This window comes from Allobosea sp., from assembly GCF_030695125.1.
GTDB lineage: Bacteria > Pseudomonadota > Alphaproteobacteria > Rhizobiales > Beijerinckiaceae > Allobosea.
In genome coordinates this window covers 171,563-191,113 of the sequence record NZ_JAUYTP010000008.1, presented here as the reverse complement: position 1 = coordinate 191,113, position 19,551 = coordinate 171,563, and the positions used below count along the sequence as shown (strand labels likewise).

The window sequence follows — 19,551 nt, the reverse complement described above, 5'->3', positions numbered from 1 at the left end:
TGAAGCGTGGTGTGCGGTCATCGACCCGGTCCCCCCGCCATCATCCCGGACAAACGGCGATGCCGCGAAGGTCCGGGGTTCATCCTGGTGCTCCGGACCACCCGACCATGGCACCCGGGACGACCTGCGGTCGCCCCGGAACTCGGCGGTGTGTCGAAGCGCGACGTCGCAGACCCGTCAGATCGCGACGGTTTCCTTGTAGGCCGTTTGCCAGCCCCAGGCGCCCGAGCCGTAGCCACGCTTCACCACCCGCTCCTTGTAGATCTGGGCGATGATCGCGCCGTCGCCGGCGAGCAGGGACTTGGTCGAGCACATCTCGGCGCAGAGCGGCAGCTTGCCTTCGGCGAGACGGTTCGAGCCGTATTTCTGGAACTCGACCGGCGATAGATCGACCTCGGGACCACCGGCGCAGAAGGTGCACTTGTCCATCTTGCCGCGCGAACCGAAGTTGCCGACCTTGGGATACTGCGGCGCGCCGAAGGGGCAGGCGTAGAAGCAGTAGCCGCAGCCGATGCAGAGGTCCTTGCTGTGCAGCACCACGGCGTCGGCCGTGGTGTAGAAGCAGTCGACCGGGCAGACCGCCGCGCAGGGCGCGTCGGTGCAGTGCATGCAGGCCATCGAGATCGAACGTTCGCTGGGCTTGCCGTCATTGATCGTGACGACGCGCCGGCGGTTGATGCCCCAGGGCACCTCGTTCTCGTTCTTGCAGGCGGTGACGCAGGCGTTGCATTCGATGCAGCGGTCGGCGTCGCAGAGGAATTTCATCCGTGCCATGATTTCAGTTCCCCCTTACGCCGCTGCGATCTGGCAGAGCGTGACCTTGCCTTCGTGCATCGCCGTCACAGGATCGTAGCCATAGGTCGTGACGACGTTGACCGACTCACCCAGCACGATCGGATCGGTGCCCTTGGGATAGTTCCCGCGCTGGTCCTGCCCCTGGTAGAAGCCGCCGAAGTGGAAGGGCATGAAGGCCACGCCCTTGCCGACCCGCTCGGTCACCAGCGCCTTGACGCGGGCCTTCGAGTTGTTCTCCGGACCGGAAACCCAGACGAAGGACCCATCGCGAATGCCACGCGCCGTGGCGTCCGCCGGGTTGATCTCGACGAACATGTCCTGCTGCAATTCAGCCAGCCAGCGGTTCGACCGCGTCTCCTCGCCGCCGCCCTCGTATTCGACGAGGCGACCCGAGGTCAGGACGATCGGGAAGGACTTGGCGATGCCCTTCTCGACCGCGGCCTTCTGAACCGAGGTGTGCAGGTTGGGGATGCGCAGCGTGCGCTCGTCGGGACGCGCCGGCCATTTGGCGACGAGATCGACGCGCGGCGAGTAGATCGGCTCGCGATGGGTCGGCACCGGATCGGGCAGGTTCCAGGCGTTCGCGCGGGCCTTGCCGTTGCCATAGGGCACGCAGCCATGGGCCAGTGCGACGCGCTGGATGCCACCGGAGAGATCGGTGGCCCAGTTCACGGCATCGATGTTGGCGCCGCCGACCCAGGTGATCGTCTCGAGTTCCTTCGGCGTCAGCTCCGCGTCCCAGCCAAGCTTCTTCAGCACGGCCATCGTGAACTCGGGGTAGCCGTCCTTGATGTCCGAGTTCAGCGAGTAGGAGCCGTTCTCCGCCAGCAGCGTGTCATTGACCTTGCTGCCATCGGCGAGCGTGCGCTCGCGGGTCAGGCCGAAGCGCGGACGGAAGGTGCCGCCGCCGTTCTTGGCCTCGAGCGAGGTGTTGTAGAGGATGTGGGTGCCGGGATGCTTGAGCTCCGGCGTGCCCCAGCACGGCCATGGCAGGCCGTAGAAGTCGTTCTCGACCGGGGAGCCGACGGCGCCGCGCAGGGACACCAGGTCGAACTTGTCCTGGTGCTCCATGTGCAGCTTGAGGCGCTCGGGCGACTGGCCGGTATAGCCTGTCGACCAGCCGCCCTTGTTGATCTCGCGCAGGATCGACTCGGCGGACGGCTCGGGGCCGTACTTGCCCTGGATCATCTCGAAGTTCTTGTGCATCGGCTCGGCGAAACCGAGCTTCTGCGCCAACTTGTGGATGACGAAATAGTCGCTGGCGGCCTCGAAGATCGGCTCGACGACCTTCTCGCCCCACTGCACCGAGCGGTTCGAGCAGGTGCGCGAGCCGGCGCATTCGAACTGCGTCCCGATCGGCAGGATATAGGTGCCGTTCTTGCGGCCGCCGAGCGAAACGAAGTTGGTCGGATGCGGGTCGGCGACGACGAGAAGCTCGAGCTTCTCAAGACCCTTCACGGCATCGGGCATGCGGGGAATCGTGTTGCCGCCATGGCCCATGACGAACATGGCCTTGAGGTTGTCCACCTGGTCGACCTGCTCGGCCGGCAGATTGGCGGCGTCGAACCAGCGGGTCGAGGTGTGGCCCGAGGTCTCCATATTGGCCTTGCGGGTCCGCGCCGGACGACCGCCCTTGGCCGGCACCTCGTCGAAGCGGGTGACGAAGTAGTCGTAAGGCACGTCCCAGACGCGGGCCCAGTGGCGCCAGGCGCCCTCGACCAGCCCGTAGTAGCAAGGCAGGTTCGAGATATCGAGGCCGAAGTCGGTCGCGCCCTGCACGTTGCAGTGGCCGCGGAAGATGTTGGCGCCGTTGCCCATGCCGCCGACATTGCCCGTCGCGAGCAACAGGTTGCAGATGGCGCGGACGTTGGCGGTGCCGACCGAGTGCTGGGTCACGCCCATGCACCAGATGAAGGTGGCGGGCTTGACCTTGGCGAAGGTCTCGGCGGCGCGCTTGAGCTGCGCCTCGGGCACGCCGGTGATGTCCTCGACGGTCTTGGGGTCGTATTTCTCGACCTCCTTGCGGACGTCGTCCATGCCGTGGACACGGGCGGCGAGGAAGGCCTTGTCCTCCCAGCCATTCTTGAAGATGTGCCACATCATGCCCCAGATCACCGCGATGTCGGTGCCGGAGCGGATGCGGATGTAATCGGTCGCATGAGCCGCGGTGCGGGTCAGGCGCGGATCGAAGACGATGACGTTGGCGCGGTTCTGTTCCTTGCCGACCAGGATGTGCTGCATCGAGACCGGATGGGCCTCGGCCGCATTCGAGCCCATGAACAGGATCGTCTTGGAATTGCGGATGTCGTTGTAGGAGTTCGTCATCGCGCCGTAGCCCCAGGTGTTGGCAACACCCGCGACCGTGGTGGAGTGACAGATGCGCGCCTGGTGATCGACGTTGTTGGTGCCCCAGAAGGCCGCGAACTTGCGGAACAGGTAGGCGCCCTCGTTGGAGAACTTGGCCGAGCCGAGCAGATAGACCGAGTCCGCGCCCGACTTGGCCCGGATCTCCATCATCTTGTCGCCGATCTCATTGATCGCGACGTCCCAGGAGATGCGCTGCCACTGGCCATCGACCAGCTTCATCGGATACTTGATGCGGCGGTCGCCATGGACGAGTTCGCGAACCGCAGCGCCCTTGGCGCAATGCGAGCCCCGGTTGATCGGGCTTTCCCAGGCCGGCTCCTGGCCGACCCAGACGCCATTGACGACCTCGGCCTTGACCGTGCAACCGACCGAGCAATGGGTGCAGATGTTCTTGACGATCTTGGTGCCCGTCGCCGGACCCAGGCCGGCGGCCTCGGCCTTGCGGACCGAACCGATCTGCAGGGCGCCGGCAGCGGCGACGCCGCCCGCGACGAGGCCGGACCGGCGAAGGAAGGCACGGCGATCCATCACGCCGGAGGACAGGCCGGCGATCGCCGCCTGGAGCCGGCCGCGCTGGACGTCGGCGGTTTTGCGCTTGATCAGCATGGTTTTGGCGCCTCTCAGTAACGGTTGACGCGGTAGAAGTCCTTGACGTGCTCCGACTCGCGGTAGCGCGCCTTGGTTTCTTCCTTGCCGGGATCGACGGCGGCGGCCGGCGTCACCATGGCCGGCGTCGCCGCCAGGGTGGCACCGGCGCCGAGCGCCTTGAAAAAGCTACGGCGATCGACGGCCGGGCTGCCGGCTTCTTTCGGTTTCGACATCGTCGTCTCCCACGCATCGTGTTTTGCGGTCATCGTCACGGCCATCATGCCGGCAGCCTCGCGGCTTGTGTCTCGATCGACAGGAACAGGCTGCCGAGCCGGCCGACGGCCTTGTAGAATTTCGCCGCTTTCGCGACTTCGAGGTCGGCGAAGAAGCGCTCGCCCCAGGCCTCGATGTGTCGGGCATAAAACCGATCGGCATCGACCGTGTCGGCCGCGACCTCGCCCCGGATCAGCTTCGCTAGGATGTCGAGCAGGACGGCGATATGGTCCTCCGGCTCGCCGGCGCGCGCGTCGCGCGCCAGGCCGAGCGCCCCCATATCCTCGCGCACCAGGGCGAGCGGCCGCTCGTGCAGGAAGCCGGTCAGATAATAGGACCCGTAGGGCAGGAGCTCGCCACGGCCCACGCCGATGAAGAGCTCGAAGAATTCGTCGCGCAGGCTTTCGGGCGTGGCCTCGTCGGCGGCCTCGGCCAGAGCCAGATGCGCCATGCCCAGCGGCGAGGCATCCCCCTGCAGGCCGCGCAGCGCCGCCAGCGTCTCGGCGGTCGGCGCGCGCCAGAGCAGGGCGCCGATCAGCTCGCATTCGCGGGCCCGGGCCTCGTCGACCTCGTCGATCATGAGGGGCACCGCGATCTCCGACTGAGCCGCCATCACAGAAGCCCCCCCATCTGGGTAGAGGTCGGGACGCAGGTCGCTGCGCGGAATGCCGGTCGTCGCCTCGACGGACAGGACGCGATCGGCGGGAACGCGCTTCCAGCTCGAGATCGCCGGCTGCGAAATGCCGAGGCTGCGCGCCAGAGCCCTGACGCCGCCCACGCTGCCGATCGCTTTTTCCAGTGCCGGGTCACGCATAGGGACAGGAGCAGTTTCTCTTTTTTCGTCGGCCGAGCGCCGTCTTTCCAGCGCCGTGATAACGCGTGCTTATCGCTCAGAAATATAATTATTCCAATCTCTATTCAGATTGGAATTGCACCGCCTCCGCGCTTCCGCCCGCGCGGCGAAACGATGGCGGGATCGGCCGTTTGCTGCACTGCAGCATAGACTGGCTGCGCGGCGATCTCGGGAAGAGGCGCCGGATCGGCCGTGATTTCGCTCTCTTCGCTCAATCGAACCGAAACCGCCCCCCCCTCCTCGGCCGCGTCATCTCGCGCTGCGGCATTCAACGCGTCATTTTCGTAATTAGACGAAAGTTGATGCGACATGCCGTCGCCTGCACCCTCGTGACCCGCCAGCGTCTGCGCTTCGGCCGGCGGCGGCTCCCCGAAAATGCTGCGCACCATCGCCCCGACATCATCCGATTCCGTCAGGGGGCCGTAGCCCGGTGCCATGCCCGGTGTGTTCCAGTCGAGCGCGTAGTCACGCGCCGGATTCTCGAAGCCGGCGATCGCCGGGTCGTTTTCCCAGGCACGCCGCATCGCCGCCAGCTTCCAAGCTTCCGGCACATTCTGCTTCAGCCAGGAGGCGAGATCGAAATCCTTGTCGATCAGGTCGAGCGAAGGTGGCTCGACCGGCTCGGGTTCGGCAACCTCGGCGACCTCGGGGTCGGTCGGCCGAGCGGTGGCTGGCACCTCCGCGGCGGGCGGCAGTGCGGGAGCTGCCTCGTCGCGTTCGACCAGTTCACGTTTGCGACGCGACCAGCGACTCAGGAAGCCTTCGTCTTCGGGCGAGCCGGCGCTCATGCCTCGCCCTCACGGCGGCGCAGGCCACTTTCCGGGCGCGGCGCCCCGCCCTTGCGCGGATCATGCTCGGCGCGCTTGCGCTTGATGAACTCGCGCTCGACATGATGCGCCTCGAAGAAAGCCAGCACCTGCTCGGCGATCGCTTCCGGCATCGGCAGCGCCTCGACGAGATCGGCGACATTCTCGGAGTAGACCTCACCCTCGAAAGGGTCGGCGGTGACCCCGACGAACTCGATCTCGGGTTCGATCCCGGTCGGGCGGATGGCGACCCAGAGCTTGGCGCGGCCGGCCTGGAAATTCTCGCGGAAATGGGCGGTATCGACGGAGTGCAGCGTCAGCGTCGCCGGGCCCAGATAGAAGCTCTGGCGCTCGGGCGTGCCCTGCAGCGACGTCCAGGGCGCCAGCGGCGGCGGCTCCGGCAGGACGGCGAGCGGCGCCCAGGCATGATCGATCCAGGGCGATTCGACCGCGCGGCGCTCGACGACGATGCCGACCTCGATATGGACTTGGGTCATCGGCTCATCCTCAATGGGCCATTTCGCGGACCGCGAGCGGCAGGCCGGTGACCAGGTTCTGCGGCTTCAGCCGCAGCAGCCGGTCCGGCGACATCGCCATGATCAGATAGATCGGCTTGCCCTTCGCCGCCGGCAAGACGGGCACATCGTCGGGCAGGGTCATCGTGTAGAGCGCCAGCACGCGCGACAGCTCGTCGTCGCCGACCGACTGCCCTTGCCAGAGCGCGTTGCCGATGGCCGTGGCTTGCGCGTCGAGGCCGACGAACCAGCGCCAATCGGCATCCTTGACCGTCTCGAGCGGCGCGACCGTGACGTCGAAGCCATGGATCTGACGGACCCAATGGCGCAGCGCCTGGCCGAGCGCGGCGCGCCCCGACGGCGCTCCGCCAAGATCCAGCACCATGTCGAACCCGTCCGAGCGCTGCCAGTACTGGTCGGCATTGGCGGGTTTGAGGATGTCGAGCGAGGTCGCCGCCGGGCCGCCCAGCATCGCCAGCAGCGGCGAGGCGTGTCGGTCGGCCTCGTGGCCCTCGATGATGTCGGCATCGGCCAGCAGGATTGTGTTCTCGTGATGGGTGACGCGCTGCGGCCGGAACAGGCATTCGGCGGCGCGCGTCACATAGGGATCGTCGAGCTCGTCCAGCGCCGCGCGCAGGATGACGTGGACGAGTTGGTCCAGGAAGAGCGGCGGAATCCCGACGACACCCTCGCGGATGATCCCGGCATAGGCCGCCTCCAGCGTCGGCGCCGCCAGCAGCCGGTCGCGCCAGGCCAGCATGAAGCGCCAGTTCTCGCGGGCATCCTCATCGAGGATGGCGGCGAGCTCGGCGGGCGCGATGTCGGCCTGCGGGGTCTCCATCAGCTTGCCATGCAAGGCGCGCTCCGCGGCGCAGGCCTCGTCGGGCGGCAGCAATTCGGGCCGCGCCAGATAGGCCTTGAGGAAATCGTCGGTGACCCGTAGGCCGCCGCCTGCGTCGCGGTCCAGCAGCAGATGGCCGGAGGTGGCCCAGAAATGCGTCATGTCAGCTGGTCTTTTCGAGATTGAGAAGATCGACCTGCTCCAGCGGGCCATCATCCTCGCCGGCCACCTCCAGAAACTCGAAGGCGCGGAAGCCCTCGCTCTGGCTGGCGTCGCGGGGCGTCAGGGTGCGGAAACGCTCGCGGATTTCGCCGTCCTCCAGCGCCCGGTGCAGGGCCAAAAGCGTCTGCGCAGGATGATCGCAGAGCGAGGCGGCAAAGGCGATCTCTTCGGCCGCGGCGGCGTGCGCAGTCGCGGCATCGGGCGCGCCGAGCTTGTCGATCAGATGTGCGGCGAGCTGGCCGATGGCGTCCTCGCGCTCGGCTTGCGTCGCCTCCGTCACCACCGCCAGCGTGCTCCAGCCGAAACTGCCGACCCCGAGGAAGCCCGAGCGGAAGGCCGCCTTGCCTTTCGAATCGAGCGCAGACGGGTCGGCCTGGCCGAACAGGAAGGAGCCGGTCACCAGCCATTCTCCGGGCTCGGCGGCCCGCCGAAAGACGAAGGTGTCGGACGGATCGAGCCTGATGGCGCGAGGGAGTTTGAACCCGCTCACAGCTTCGGCCCGCCGCTCTCGCGATCGAGCCAGTCGACCCGCGCCAACGCTTCGACCAGGCTTTTGCGGTTGGTCCCCGCCTGGGTCGTCGCCACGAGGTCGCCGTTCGGCTCGATGCCGTGGCGGGTGCCTATCACCTTGTCGAGCCGGTCGAGCCAGCGCAGCGCCGTCGCCTTGGGGCCGGCGCTCTGCCAGCGCGTGACACCCAGCATCAGATGCCGGGCGAAGGCCTCGATCAGATCGACCGCGTCGATCTCCTCGAAGCCCTCCTCGGCCATGCCGACACCGACCTGGCCAACAGCGAAGGGCGTCATCGTGGTCGCGCGCAGCATCGCCCCGAACACGATCCATTCGGGCACCTCGTCCTCGGCGCAGGCGTCCGGCCAGGCGAGCCGGCCGCCGCCGATCAGGCCGAGATCGTAGATCAGCGCGTCGGGCCAGCGGAACAGGATCGGGCGCTCGGGCGGGCTGTAGATGGCGAGTGCGTCGGCGAGCGCATTCATCGCGAGGTAATGCGCCAGCCGCGCCTCGCGGAGCGGGTTCTCAGGCTCGAGCACGACCGCGAACTCGATGACGTCGAAACGCCGCGTCCAGACCAGCGTCGCCGCGCCGGCTTCCGGGGCGATGGCGCAGGCATGGGCGAAGGCGTCGCCCGCTTCGCGCAGGGTCACGAGCGAGAAGCCCGGAGGCAGAACCGGCTCGCGGCGCAGATCATCAGGACGCTGGGCGCTGGCCGCCATGGATGCAAATCCTCCGATGGCGCGACGAAGTGCGCATCGTTCGTTTCTTTTGAACGCCTCCAATTCCATATATGCGTTCCAACCCGCAAGAGAGACGAAAAGACGCTCTCCCGGCCAGGCCCAAGGATTGTTCTTCGATGACGCAAGCCACCCGCCCGCAGGAAGCCACCCGGATGCTGATGGTGTGCTCGTGCGAGGACACGATGCCGCTCGACGGCGCCGCCCTGTCCCGTGGCTGCAAGGGCGCCGAGATCCGCACCGCGCGGCATCTCTGCCGGACCCAGACCGAGCTGTTCACCCGCGCGCTCGGCGAGAGCGCCGCCGTCACCGTCGCCTGCACACAGGAGGCGCCGCTGTTCGAGGAGATTGCGGCCGATCTCGACTATGCCGGGGATCTGGTCTTCGCCAACATCCGCGAGACGGGCGGGTGGTCGCGCGAGGCGAAGGCGGCGGGGCCGAAAATGGCGGCCCTGCTCGCCGCCGCCGCCGAGCCGATGCCGCCGGTCTCCTTCACCACCCTGACCAGCAAGGGCGTCGCGCTGGTCTATGGTCGCGACGAGGCCGCGCTCTCGATCGGGCAGCGGCTGGCCGAGCATCTCGACGTCACGATCCTGCTCAGCCGGCCCGGCGAGATCACGCCGCCGCGCGTCGCCGAGACGCCGGTGCTGAAAGGCACGATCGCCACCGCAACCGGCTGGCTCGGCGCCTTCGAATTGCGAATCGACGATTATGCCGCGCCCGCCCCGTCGTCGCGCGCCAGGCTCGTCTTCGGCGAGCCGCGCAACGGCGCGACCTCGCACTGCGACATCGTCATCGACGTCTCCGGCGGGACGCCGCTGTTCCCGGCGGGCGAATTGCGCGCCGGCTATCTGCGCGCCGACCCCGGCAGCCCGGCCGCGATCGAAAAGCTGATCGCGGAAGCCGCCCATCTCGTGGGCGAATTCGACAAGCCGAATTATGTGCGGCTGAACGAGGACCTCTGCGCCCATTCCCGCTCGAAGAAGACCGGCTGCACCCGCTGCCTCGAACTCTGCCCGACCGGGGCGATCACGCCCAACGGCGACCATGTCGCGATCTCGGCCGAAATCTGCGCCGGCTGCGGCGCCTGCGCCGCCGTCTGCCCGACCGGGGCGGTGACCTACGCCCTGCCCCCGACCGACGCGCTGCTGCGCCGCCTGCGCACGCTGCTGACGACCTATGCGGACGCCGGCGGGCGCGAGGCGGTCGTGCTGCTGCATGACGGCGAGCATGGCGAGGCGCTGATCGACGCGCTCGCGCGCTTCGGTGACGGCCTGCCGGCCCGGGTGCTGCCGCTGCGGGTCAACGAAATCACCCAGATCGGGCTCGAGACCTTCGCCGCGGCGCTCTCATTCGGCGCGAGCGCGGTGCGCGTGCTCGGCCGGGCCCGGCCCAAGCACGATCTCGCGGGGCTGCAGCGCAACCTCGCCTATGCCGACACGCTCGCGGCCGGGCTCGGCTTCGGTCCCGACCGCATCGGGCTGATCGAGACCGACGACCCCGACCAGCTGGCGGCAGCGCTCTCCCGCCTGGTGCCGGGCACGGTTTCGCCAGCACCGGCGCGCTTCCGCCCGATGGGCGAAGGCCGGCCGCTGCTGCGCCAGACGATCGGCGAGTTGCACGCCGCCGCGCCCAGCCCCGTTGCCACTGTGGCGATGCCGCCGCGGGCGCCGTTCGGCACCGTGCATGTAGACACGGATGGCTGCACGCTGTGCCTGGCCTGCGTTTCGGCCTGCCCCGTGCAGGCGCTGTCTGATGATCCCGAGCGGCCGACGCTGAGCTTCCAGGAGGATCTCTGCGTGCAGTGCGGGCTGTGCGAGGCAACCTGCCCGGAGAAGGTCATCACGCTGGAGCCGCGCATCGATTTCGAGGCCTGGAAGGGCGGACGGCGCGTGATCAAGCAGGAGGAGCCGTTCCACTGCATCAGTTGCGCCAAGCCCTTCGGCGTCCGCAGCACGATCGAGAAGATCGCCGCCAAGCTCGAGAACAAGCACTGGATGTTCTCGGGCGACGCGGCCAAGCGCATCTCGGTTTTGAAAATGTGCGAGGATTGCCGCGTCGAGGTCGTCGTCAACGAAAGCTTCGACCCGCATCTCTCGCCGCCACGCCCGCCGGTGCGCACGACGGAGGATTATCTGCGCGAGCGGGCCGAGCGCGGAGAAGACCCGCTGCAGTAGGGCCAGCCTGTCATTCCGGGGCGCGGCAAAGCCGCGAACCCGGAATGACAAATGGATCAGCGCGTCACCTTCTCCAGCCAATCGACCAGCGCCTGCCGGTCTTCAGCCGAACCGATGGTCTGCTCGGGCATCTTGGTGCCGGGCGTGTAGGCGTTGGGGCCCACCTCGAAGAGCTTTGCCACCGTCTCCTTGGTCCAGACGATGTCCATGGCTTTGAAGGCCTCGGAATAGGCGTAGCCGGGTGCGCTCGCGATGCGGCGGCCGAAGATCCCGTGCAGCGTCGGCCCGGCGCGGTTGCCGTCCGACGGGGTCAAAGTGTGGCAGGCGGCGCAGGCGCGGAAGACCTGCGCGCCGCGTTCGCCGTTGAAGGCGGCCAGTACATCGGCGCCCGCGCGCGGCACGACCGTGCCGATATGCTCGCCCGTGACCGCGTTCCAGCGCCGCACCAGCCGGTCGGCCCCGCCCGAAAGCAGTTGCCGGCCATCCGGCAGGAAGGCCAGCGACCAGACCGGCAGGCCCGGCCCGACGAGCGTGGCGCGCACCGCACGTGCCTTCCGGTCGATCAGCGCCACCTGCCCGCGCAGGCCGCCAGCGGCCAGCGTCGTGCCGTCGGCGGAGAGCGCGAGTGCGATCAGCGGCGTCTCGCCCACGACGATCTCGGCGCGCGCCTCGCCCTCGGGCGAAAACAGCCGCAGGCGCCCATCGGCTGCGGCCACCGCGATCTCGCCATCGGGCGCGACGACGACGCCGTTCAGCGCCGCCGGCAGCGTGACGACGCGCTCCGTGCCGCCCTCGGCCGGCCAGATCCGCAGCGTCGCGTCATAGCCGGCGCTGACCAGGCCGCCGCCGGGCAGGAAGGCGACGCCGTTGACCGGCCCCTTGTGGCCTTCGAGCAGGCGCGCGCCACCATCGCCGAGCGCCGTCACCCGCACAGTCTCGTCCCAGGAGGCGGAGGCGATGCGGCGCCCATCGGCGGAGACCGCCAGCGCGGCCACGGGGCCCTTGTGCCCCTCGACGATCCGCACCGGCACGGCCGCCTCGCCGCGCCACAGCGCGATGCGGCCGTCCTCGGCGCCGGTGGCGAAGCCGAGGCCGGGAACGGCGACGACCGCGTTCACCGCGCCCTCGTGAAAGCGCAGCACCGCCTGCGCCGCGCCGCCCGACAGGCTCCAGAGGATCGCCGACTGGTCGAAGGAGCCGGTCATCGCAGACAGACCGTCGGGCGAGACCGCAATCGCCCGCACCGGGCCGCCATGGCCGCGGAGTTCCTGGGCGGAAGCGGGCAGGCTCAGGAGAGCGAGAACGGCGAGAGGCTGAAGGATCGTTCGCATGGCGCCATCATGGATCGGCGCGGGCGCCGTGACAAAGCGGCCAGTTGCCCCGCCCCAAGCTCGCGGCCTATGAAGCGCGACCATCGCAACCGGTTCCCGCCATGACCGCCACGCCTCTCAATCTCCGCGGCCTGAAATGCCCCCTGCCGGCGCTGCGGGTCCGCAAGGCGCTGAAGGGGGCTGCGCCCGGCGCGCTGTTTCTGGTCGAATGCACCGATCCGATGGCGGCCATCGACATTCCCAACCTGATGCGCGAAACCGGGGATGCGATCGAGGAGAGCCGCAGCGACGGTGATCTGCTCGTCTTCCACATCCGCAAGGCGTCGGCCTGAACCGCGCCGATAGGAGTTCAGCCCTTGGCCCTCACCCAAGCCGACATCCTGCGCGCGCTCGAACTGGTGAAGCTGCCGGCCAGTGGCCAGTCGCTCTCCGCGTCCGGCCGCGTCGCCGACATCCTGATCGACGGCGGCAAGGTGATCTTCGCCATCGGCATCGACGCCACCGAAGCCGCGGCCATGGAGCCGGTGCGCAAGGCGGCCGAAAGCGCTGTGTCTGGCCTGCCCGGCGTGAGCCAGGTCCTGGTCGGGCTGACCGCCGACAAGGCGCCCTCCTCGGCCGCCGCGCAGGCGCGCCAGCAGGCGCAGCGTCCGGCCCCCGGCGCGGGTCCTGGCGGCCCGACGCCGAAGGCTGCCGGCGTGCCCGGCGTCAAGCAGATCATCGCGGTCGCCTCCGGCAAGGGCGGCGTCGGCAAGTCGACCACCACCGCCAATCTCGCCGTGGCGCTCAGCGTTCTCGGGCTGAAGGTCGGCGTGCTCGACGCCGACATCTACGGCCCCTCGGTGCCCAAGATCTTCGGCATTACCGGCAAGCCGCGGCTGGTCTCCGGACGGACGCTGGCGCCGATGGAGGCCTATGGGCTGAAGATCATGTCGATCGGCTTCCTCATCGACGAGGAGACGCCGATGATCTGGCGCGGGCCGATGGTGATCTCGGCGATCACCCAGATGCTGCGCGAGGTCGCCTGGGGCGAACTCGACGTGCTCGTCGTCGACATGCCGCCCGGCACCGGCGACGCGCAGCTCACCATGGCGCAGCAGACGCCGCTGGCCGGCGCCGTCATCGTCTCGACCCCGCAGGATCTGGCGCTGCTCGATGCGCGCCGCGGCGTCGCGATGTTCAAGAAGGTCGAAGTGCCGATCCTCGGCATCGTCGAGAACATGAGCTATTTCATCTGCCCGGAATGCGGCACGCGCTCGGACATCTTCGCCCATGGCGGGGCGCGGCATGAGGCGGAACGCCTCGGCGTGCCCTTCCTCGGCGAGGTGCCGCTGGCCATGCCGATCCGCGAGACCTCCGACTCAGGCCGGCCGATCGTGGCGAGCGACCCGGATTCGGCTCATGCGAAGGCCTATCTCGGCATCGCGCGGCAGGTGATGGCGTCGATGGCCGGAGGTACGGCCCGGGCCGCGCCGCGCATCGTCATCGAGTGAGGGGCTGGTCTGTAGCGACCATCGTCATCCTGGGCGACCGAAGGTCGTCCCGGGATCCATCATAGGGCACGACGTCGCCCTATGATGGATCCCGGATCTGCGCCGCTGCGCGGCTAGTCCAGGATGACGAGGTGGTTCCGAAACTGACCGAACCAGACGCTCAGAGCCTGACGCCGCCCGTCGAGAAGGCAACGTCGACCGGCTTCTGGAAATAGTCGTTCAGCACGAGGCTGGCGCCAAAGGCGAGGATGGCGGCGACGGCGATGGCGGCGACAAACGACTTCATGATTTTCCCCCGGAGCGCGGCAGCGATAAGCGGCTCTTATCAGGACAGATAGCGAAGGACCGCAGGGGGTTCAAGCCGGCGGCAGGGTGGCGAAAAGCCGCTCGGCCTCGTCGAGGTCCTCGGGCTTGTTGGCGTTGAAGAAGGGATCGACCGGCACCACCGGCCACTGCGCGCTGGCGCAGCCATGGCGGGCGGTCCAGCGGTCGATCTTGCGCTCGTCATCGACTGTCAGCGCGTGGCGCAGATCGGCGCGCAGCCGAACCGGCCAGAGGCCGATCACCGGATGCGTCCAGCCGCCCGAGGCTGCGCAGGCGAGCGGGACGTTCTGCGCCTCGCGCGCCGCATGCAGGCGGGCGACGAGATCGTGGGGTATGAAGGGCGTATCGGCGGCGACGCTGACGAGCCATTCGTTCTGAGGCCGATTGACCGCCATCCAGTCGAGCCCGGCGAGAATGCCGGCGAGCGGCCCGGCGAAATCGGGCACGCTGTCGGCGACCACCGGCAGGCCGTAATCGGCGAAGCGGCCGGGGTCGCCATTGGCGTTGACCACGAGCCCGTCGCATTGGGGCGCCAGGCGCTCGATCACATGGGCGAGGATGGTGCGGCCCGCGATGGTCCGCAGCGGCTTGTCACCGCCGCCCATGCGGCGCGCGAGTCCGCCGGCGAGGAGCAGGCCGAGGGTGGGAGGGGCGCTCATTGTGATCCCACCTTGTCATTCCGGGGCTTAGCGCAGCGAAGAACCCGGAATCCACGACCGGGCGAGCCCTGTGAAACCCCGTCAGATCGTCGAGCCCCGTCGTGGGTTCCGGGTTCGATCCTGTGGATCGCCCCGGAATGACAACGCAACTCAATCATCACGATCAGCCCCCTTGCGCCGGCTCTTGCCGCCCTCCTCCTCGACCGTGTCGGGATCCTGATCGAAGACGATGTTCTGCTCGCCGGCGAGCGCGACGAAGCGCTTGCCGCGGGCCCGACCGATCAGGGTCAGCCCGGCCTTGCGGGCGAGTTCGACGCCCCATTCGGTGAAGCCGGAGCGGGAGACCAGCACGGGGATGCCCATGCGCACCGTCTTGATCACCATTTCCGAAGTCAGGCGGCCGGTGGTGTAGAAGATCATCTTCGCGGGATCGACATCGTGCCGGAACATCCAGCCGGCGACCTTGTCGACGGCGTTGTGGCGGCCGACATCCTCCATGTAGACCAGCGGCCTGTCGGCCTCGCAGAGCACGCAGCCATGGATGGCGCCGGCCTCCAGATAGAGCGAGGGCGTGGTGTTGATCTTCTTGGTCAGCGCGTAGAGCCAGCTCGTGCGTAGCTCCGCCTTGGGCAATTCGATCTCGTCGATCGCCTCCATCAGGTCCCCGAAAGCCGTGCCCTGGGCACAGCCCGAGGTCAGCGTCTTCTTCTTCAGCTTCTCCTCGAAATTGGTGCGCTCCGGCGTGCGGACGACCACGACCTCGAGTTCCTCGTCATAATCGATGGCGTCGACGACATCGCCGCGCTTGAGCATGTTCTGGTTGAGCAGATAGCCCAGCGCCAGCGCGTCGGGATGGTCGCCGATCGTCATCATCGTGACGATCTCCTGGGCGTTGAGATAGAGCGTCAGCGCGCGCTCGGTGACGACGCGGGTCTCGACGGTCGCGCCCGTCTGGTCGATGCCGGAGACGGTGGCACCAAGTCGGACCGCCTGCGGATCGGGCCGGACGAGATAGTCGTTAAGGAAGCTCATATCCTGCGCCATGGCGGCTGCTCCAGCGGGGCGCTCAGGCCGTGACGCACGCCAGCGACAGCGCCCAGGCTTCAATGATCTCGGGCTGCGCGGCGAGCGAGATCCAGTCGTCGCCGGCGAACTCCCGCCAGGCGGGCAGAAAATCCTGCCGCACGGCAATCAGCAGGGGCACGTCGGCCAGAAGCGCGGCGGCGATTTCCTGGCGCAGGCCCTGCCCCAGAACCTCCTGTCGCCCGAACTTGTTGACGATGACGAGGTCCGTCCCGTCAGCGAGCGCGGCGGTCAAGGCACCACCGGCCGCAGCGAGGCCGCGCGCATCGAGCCGGCAGCCGGTCGATGCCGCGCCCCGGTTCTCGCTGATCGGAAAACGGGTCCCGCTGGCGAGATCCTCCAGCGCCATCGACAGGCAGCCCTGGTCGCAGCTGCCATCATTGTGCTGAACCACGCCACCGAGGCGCAGGCCGCGGCCCTTCAGGCGCAGGGCGAGATCGGCCATGAACTGGTCGATCTGGAAACCGGAAGCATAGGGAATGGCGGCCAGCAGCGTCATGCCGACGTCATCCCATGAAAGCGCGGCCGCGGCCAGAGGGCTTTGGTCGCAGCCGGGGCGGAGCCCCCGCGGGCGAGATGCGGGCGCAGTGTTGCGCGCGCCCTACAGTCGCGCCCCCACGAGCCCGCTACGGTCGATGTGTCTATCTCCGGCGCGCTTTCCGGCTGAAGACCGTCTTCCGGTTCTCGATCCATGTCCCGTCGTCACGTCCACGCCCCGCTCGACCCCGCCGCCGACGCGGCTCTGCTGCTGCGGCGCATCGCCTTCGGCACGCTGGCACTGGTGCTGCCGCTCGCGTCGCTGGTCTCGCGCCGCGCGGCGGTCGTTCTGGTGCCGATCGGGGTCGTGCTGCTGATCATCGCGGCGCTGATCGAGGACCCGGGCGGCTTCGGCACGATGCTCAAGCGCTCGGTGTTGAGCCTGCCGGGGATGATCCTGATCGGCCTCGTCGCCTGGTCGGTTCTCTCGCTGGTCTGGAGCCCCTACACCACCTCGGCGGCCGACAAGGCCGGCAATCTCGTCCTCGCCGTTCTGCTCGGCTTCTGCGGCCATGCGGCGCTGCCCGAGCGGATGCGGGCCTCGAACCTCAACCTCGCGCCTCTGGGCACCGGCGTCGCCGCGACCTTCGCGCTGGCACTGATCGTGATCGCCGCGCTGCGTCATACCGATGCAGAGCCCGGCAGCGTCGAGCGCGGAATCAGCGTCATCCTGATCATGGCCTGGCCGGCGCTCGCCTGGCTCTTGTCGCGGGAGCGCGGCCTGAGCGCGCTCGGGCTGGCGCTCGTCGTCGGCCTGCTGGCGCTGACCCGCTTCGAGGACGGAGAGGCCGCCGCGATGATCTGCGGCGCGGTCGCCTTCGGCGCCGTCAGCGCCAACCGCGAAAAATCGGCTGCCATCGTCGCCGCGATCCTGGCCGGGCTGATGCTGCTGGCGCCGATCCTGCCCTTCCTGCTGATTCCGATCCTGTCGCGCTTTCCCGACGGTGCGGGCGCCGCCGCGCAATCCCTTTCGGTCTGGGCCGATGTCGTCAGCAGCGCACCGGTCCAGCTCATCACCGGACACGGCCTCGACACGGTGCTGCGCGGCCGGCTGATCGGCGCCCTGCCGCAATCGGCGCCGACGACGCTGCTGTTCGAGACCTGGTACGAACTCGGGCTGGTCGGTGCCGCGGCGGCGGCGACCTGCCTGTATTTCGCGGTCCGGGCGGCGGGCCGCATGCCCGGCGCATTGGCCGCCGGCGGCGTCGCCGCCTTCACCACCGCCTTCGCGCTCTCGGCTTTCGGCTTCGCCACCCTGCAGCCCTGGTGGCTGATGACGCTGACGGCCGTCGTGCTGATGTTCGGGGCGATCGCGCGCGGACAGTACCGCACCGACCGGCCGGTCGCGCCGCTGCTCGACAAGCCGGCTGCCGCAACCACGCGCCCGAAGGCAGGCGGCCCGGCGCCCTGACGTCGCGCGTCAGGCCGCGACGACGCGGCCTGCATTGACGGCGTGGCAGGCGACGCCGTCGATGATGGCCGGATTCTCGATGCGGCAACGCTCGAAGACCAGCGGGCAGCGCGGATGGAAGGTGCAGCCGGGTGGCGGCGCAATCGGGTTGGGAATCTCGCCCTTCACCGCTTCGCGGGCCTTGCCCACCATGGCGACGTCGGGCACCGCGTCGAGCAGCAGGCGCGTATAGGGATGGCGGGGGTTGGAGAACAGGCTCTTGCCCTCCGAGACCTCAACGAGACGGCCGAGATACATCACGCCGATGCGGCTCGCCATGTGCCGGACGACGGCGAGGTTGTGCGAGATGAAGAGATAGGTCAGGCCCAGCCGCTCCTGCAGGTCCCGCATCAGGTTGAGGATCTGCGCCTGGACGGAGACGTCGAGCGCCGAGGTCGGCTCGTCGCAGACGATGAACTCGGCATCGGAGGCGAGCGCCCGGGCAATCGCGATGCGCTGGCGCTGGCCGCCGGAGAACTCGTGCGGGAACTTCCGTGAGTCGTCGGGATGCAGGCCGACGAGCCTCAGCAACTCGCCGACGCGGTCCTTGATCTGCGCCTCGCCCTCGACGATCCCGAAGGCGCGGATCGGCTCGGCGATGATGTTGCCGACGCGCCAGCGCGGGTTGAGCGAGGCGTAAGGGTCCTGGAAGATCATCTGGATGCGGCGGCGCAACTGCTGGCGCTGCTGCGCGGCCTCGGCGTCGTTCATCGAGACGCCGTCGATGGTGACGGTGCCGGCAGAGGGCGGCAGCAGGCCGACCACCATGCGCGCCACGGTCGACTTGCCCGAGCCGGATTCGCCGACGAGCGCGAAGGTCTCGCCGCGGCGGATCTCGAAGGAGACGCCGTCGACGGCCTTCAGATAGGCCCGCGGCGCGCCCTCGATCACGCGGTTGAGCCAGGGTTTCGAGACGTCGAAGACGCGGCGCAGGTCGCGCACCGCGACGAAGGGCAGTTCGTCGTCCGCGCGCTTGCTCATGAAACGATCTCCGCGCCGGCACTGCCGGAACTGGGCTGGTCGTAGAGGTGGCAGGCGACCCTGCGATCGCCGACAGCGATCAGTTCCGGGCGCTCGACATGGCAGCGGGCGAAAGCCTGAGCGCAGCGCGGGTTGAAGGCGCAGCCCGGCGGGATGGCGGAGAGCCGCGGCATCGACCCGGGAATCTGCACCAGCCGCTGGGCCTGCCCCTCCAGCGAGGGAATCGCGCCCATCAGCCCCTGGGCATAGGGGTGGAGCGGCTGCTTCACGACGTCGCGCACCGGGCCGATTTCGGCAACGCGGCCGGCATACATCACCGCGACGCGGTCGACCGTCTCGGCGATGACGCCCATGTCATGGGTAACGAGCATGAAGGAGGTGCCCCGCTCGCGGCAGAGCGTCTTGATCAGCGCGATGATCTGCGCCTGGACGGAGACGTCGAGCGCCGTGGTCGGCTCGTCGGCGATGATGAAGTCCGGTTCCGCGCAGAGCGCGAGCGCGATCACCACGCGCTGGCGCATGCCGCCTGAGAATTCATGCGGATAGCTGTCGATGCGCCGTTCGGGCGCGGGAATGCCGACCTCGTCGAGCAGGGCGATGGCGCGGGCGCGGGCCTGGGCGGCATCGAGATCGCTGTGAACGCGGATCGTCTCGATCAGCTGCTCGCTGATCCGGAAGAGCGGGTTCAGGCTGGTCAGCGGATCCTGGAAGATCATGCCGATGCGCTTGCCCCGCAGCTTGCGGATCTGGTCAGGGGGCAGGTTGTCGATGCGCTCGCCCGAGAGCAGAACCTGCCCGCCCGCGATGCGGCCGGGCGGGTCGATCAGGCCGATGATGGCGGCCCCGGTCACGGATTTTCCGGCGCCCGACTCGCCGACGACGCCCAGAACCTCGCCGCGCCCGACATCGAAGGAGACGCGATCGAGCGCGCGCAAGGTGCCACGCCGGGTGACGAACTCGACGGTGAGGTCGCGGACGGAGACGACGGGGACGGCTTCTTCAGACGACATC

General features: G+C 68.6%; 20 protein-coding genes. 4 read left to right on the top strand and 16 right to left on the bottom strand.

Features of this window, described 5'->3' with window-relative positions; genetic code table 11:
- Window positions 1-177: 177 nt before the first annotated feature.
- The 9 genes from fdh3B to Q8S38_RS02120 form a co-directional block, all read right to left on the bottom strand.
- Window positions 178-774, bottom strand: coding sequence for a formate dehydrogenase FDH3 subunit beta (gene fdh3B / locus Q8S38_RS02160; RefSeq protein ID WP_305678767.1), 597 nt, complete (start codon window positions 772-774; stop codon window positions 178-180).
- Window positions 775-789: 15 nt separating this feature from the next.
- Complete coding sequence (locus Q8S38_RS02155; RefSeq protein WP_305678766.1) at window positions 790-3,768, bottom strand: formate dehydrogenase subunit alpha; 2,979 nt, start codon at window positions 3,766-3,768, stop codon at window positions 790-792.
- 14 nt (window positions 3,769-3,782) lie between these two features.
- Window positions 3,783-4,031 (bottom strand): formate dehydrogenase, encoded by a 249-nt coding sequence (locus Q8S38_RS02150; RefSeq protein ID WP_371125814.1) that lies wholly within the window; start codon window positions 4,029-4,031, stop codon window positions 3,783-3,785.
- Complete coding sequence (locus tag Q8S38_RS02145; protein WP_305678765.1) at window positions 4,028-4,837, bottom strand: Cro/CI family transcriptional regulator; 810 nt, start codon at window positions 4,835-4,837, stop codon at window positions 4,028-4,030. Before Q8S38_RS02145 ends, Q8S38_RS02150 begins: the two co-directional genes overlap by 4 nt.
- Before the next feature lie 104 nt (window positions 4,838-4,941).
- The gene (locus Q8S38_RS02140; protein ID WP_305678764.1) at window positions 4,942-5,664 is read right to left on the bottom strand and encodes a DUF3306 domain-containing protein; all 723 of its coding nucleotides are present in this window, start codon (window positions 5,662-5,664) and stop codon (window positions 4,942-4,944) included.
- Window positions 5,661-6,179 carry a DUF3305 domain-containing protein gene (locus tag Q8S38_RS02135; protein WP_305678763.1) on the bottom strand — a complete coding sequence of 173 codons (519 nt, stop codon included), beginning with the start codon at window positions 6,177-6,179 and terminating at the stop codon, window positions 5,661-5,663. Before Q8S38_RS02135 ends, Q8S38_RS02140 begins: the two co-directional genes overlap by 4 nt.
- Window positions 6,180-6,189: 10 nt before the next feature.
- Window positions 6,190-7,200 (bottom strand): DUF6352 family protein, encoded by a 1,011-nt coding sequence (locus tag Q8S38_RS02130; protein WP_305678762.1) that lies wholly within the window; start codon window positions 7,198-7,200, stop codon window positions 6,190-6,192.
- Between the two features lies 1 nt (window position 7,201).
- Window positions 7,202-7,750 (bottom strand): DUF6505 family protein, encoded by a 549-nt coding sequence (locus Q8S38_RS02125; RefSeq protein ID WP_305678761.1) that lies wholly within the window; start codon window positions 7,748-7,750, stop codon window positions 7,202-7,204.
- A complete protein-coding gene (locus Q8S38_RS02120; RefSeq protein ID WP_305678760.1) occupies window positions 7,747-8,490 on the bottom strand; it encodes a biotin/lipoate--protein ligase family protein in 744 nt (247 codons plus the stop codon). The genes Q8S38_RS02125 and Q8S38_RS02120 overlap by 4 nt, the downstream gene beginning before the upstream one ends.
- A gap of 137 nt (window positions 8,491-8,627) precedes the next feature.
- Between Q8S38_RS02120 and Q8S38_RS02115 the strand changes: the two genes are divergently transcribed.
- Window positions 8,628-10,685, top strand: a complete 2,058-nt coding sequence (locus Q8S38_RS02115) for a 4Fe-4S binding protein (RefSeq protein WP_305678759.1) — start codon at window positions 8,628-8,630, stop codon at window positions 10,683-10,685.
- A 56-nt stretch (window positions 10,686-10,741) separates the two neighbouring features.
- On the opposite strand, the gene Q8S38_RS02110 is transcribed toward Q8S38_RS02115, so the two are convergent.
- The gene (locus Q8S38_RS02110; protein ID WP_305678758.1) at window positions 10,742-12,016 is read right to left on the bottom strand and encodes a c-type cytochrome; all 1,275 of its coding nucleotides are present in this window, start codon (window positions 12,014-12,016) and stop codon (window positions 10,742-10,744) included.
- 101 nt (window positions 12,017-12,117) lie between these two features.
- Here Q8S38_RS02110 and Q8S38_RS02105 point away from each other — a divergent pair, with 101 nt between their 5' ends.
- Window positions 12,118-12,348 (top strand): sulfurtransferase TusA family protein, encoded by a 231-nt coding sequence (locus Q8S38_RS02105; RefSeq protein ID WP_305678757.1) that lies wholly within the window; start codon window positions 12,118-12,120, stop codon window positions 12,346-12,348.
- A gap of 24 nt (window positions 12,349-12,372) precedes the next feature.
- Entirely contained in the window at window positions 12,373-13,506 is a 1,134-nt protein-coding gene (locus Q8S38_RS02100) for an Mrp/NBP35 family ATP-binding protein (protein ID WP_305678756.1), read from the top strand.
- Window positions 13,507-13,666: 160 nt separating this feature from the next.
- Here the strand turns inward: Q8S38_RS02100 and Q8S38_RS02095 are convergent, their stop codons facing one another.
- The 4 genes from Q8S38_RS02095 to Q8S38_RS02080 all read right to left on the bottom strand — a co-directional run bounded on the left by Q8S38_RS02095 (window position 13,667) and on the right by Q8S38_RS02080 (window position 16,071).
- On the bottom strand, window positions 13,667-13,792 hold the full coding sequence (locus Q8S38_RS02095) for a hypothetical protein (protein ID WP_305678755.1): 126 nt from the start codon (window positions 13,790-13,792) through the stop codon (window positions 13,667-13,669).
- A gap of 70 nt (window positions 13,793-13,862) precedes the next feature.
- Complete coding sequence (mobA, locus tag Q8S38_RS02090; protein WP_305678754.1) at window positions 13,863-14,489, bottom strand: molybdenum cofactor guanylyltransferase MobA; 627 nt, start codon at window positions 14,487-14,489, stop codon at window positions 13,863-13,865.
- 150 nt (window positions 14,490-14,639) lie between these two features.
- Window positions 14,640-15,533 (bottom strand): formate dehydrogenase accessory sulfurtransferase FdhD, encoded by an 894-nt coding sequence (locus Q8S38_RS02085; RefSeq protein WP_305678753.1) that lies wholly within the window; start codon window positions 15,531-15,533, stop codon window positions 14,640-14,642.
- A 22-nt stretch (window positions 15,534-15,555) separates the two neighbouring features.
- Window positions 15,556-16,071, bottom strand: coding sequence for a DUF2478 domain-containing protein (locus tag Q8S38_RS02080; protein WP_305678752.1), 516 nt, complete (start codon window positions 16,069-16,071; stop codon window positions 15,556-15,558).
- A gap of 192 nt (window positions 16,072-16,263) precedes the next feature.
- Between Q8S38_RS02080 and Q8S38_RS02075 the strand changes: the two genes are divergently transcribed.
- Window positions 16,264-17,520, top strand: coding sequence for a peptide ABC transporter permease (locus Q8S38_RS02075; RefSeq protein WP_305678751.1), 1,257 nt, complete (start codon window positions 16,264-16,266; stop codon window positions 17,518-17,520).
- Between the two features lie 9 nt (window positions 17,521-17,529).
- Here the strand turns inward: Q8S38_RS02075 and Q8S38_RS02070 are convergent, their stop codons facing one another.
- A complete protein-coding gene (locus Q8S38_RS02070; RefSeq protein WP_305678750.1) occupies window positions 17,530-18,540 on the bottom strand; it encodes an ABC transporter ATP-binding protein in 1,011 nt (336 codons plus the stop codon).
- Window positions 18,537-19,550 carry an ABC transporter ATP-binding protein gene (locus Q8S38_RS02065; RefSeq protein WP_305678749.1) on the bottom strand — a complete coding sequence of 338 codons (1,014 nt, stop codon included), beginning with the start codon at window positions 19,548-19,550 and terminating at the stop codon, window positions 18,537-18,539. Before Q8S38_RS02065 ends, Q8S38_RS02070 begins: the two co-directional genes overlap by 4 nt.
- Between the last annotated feature and the right edge of the window lies 1 nt (window position 19,551).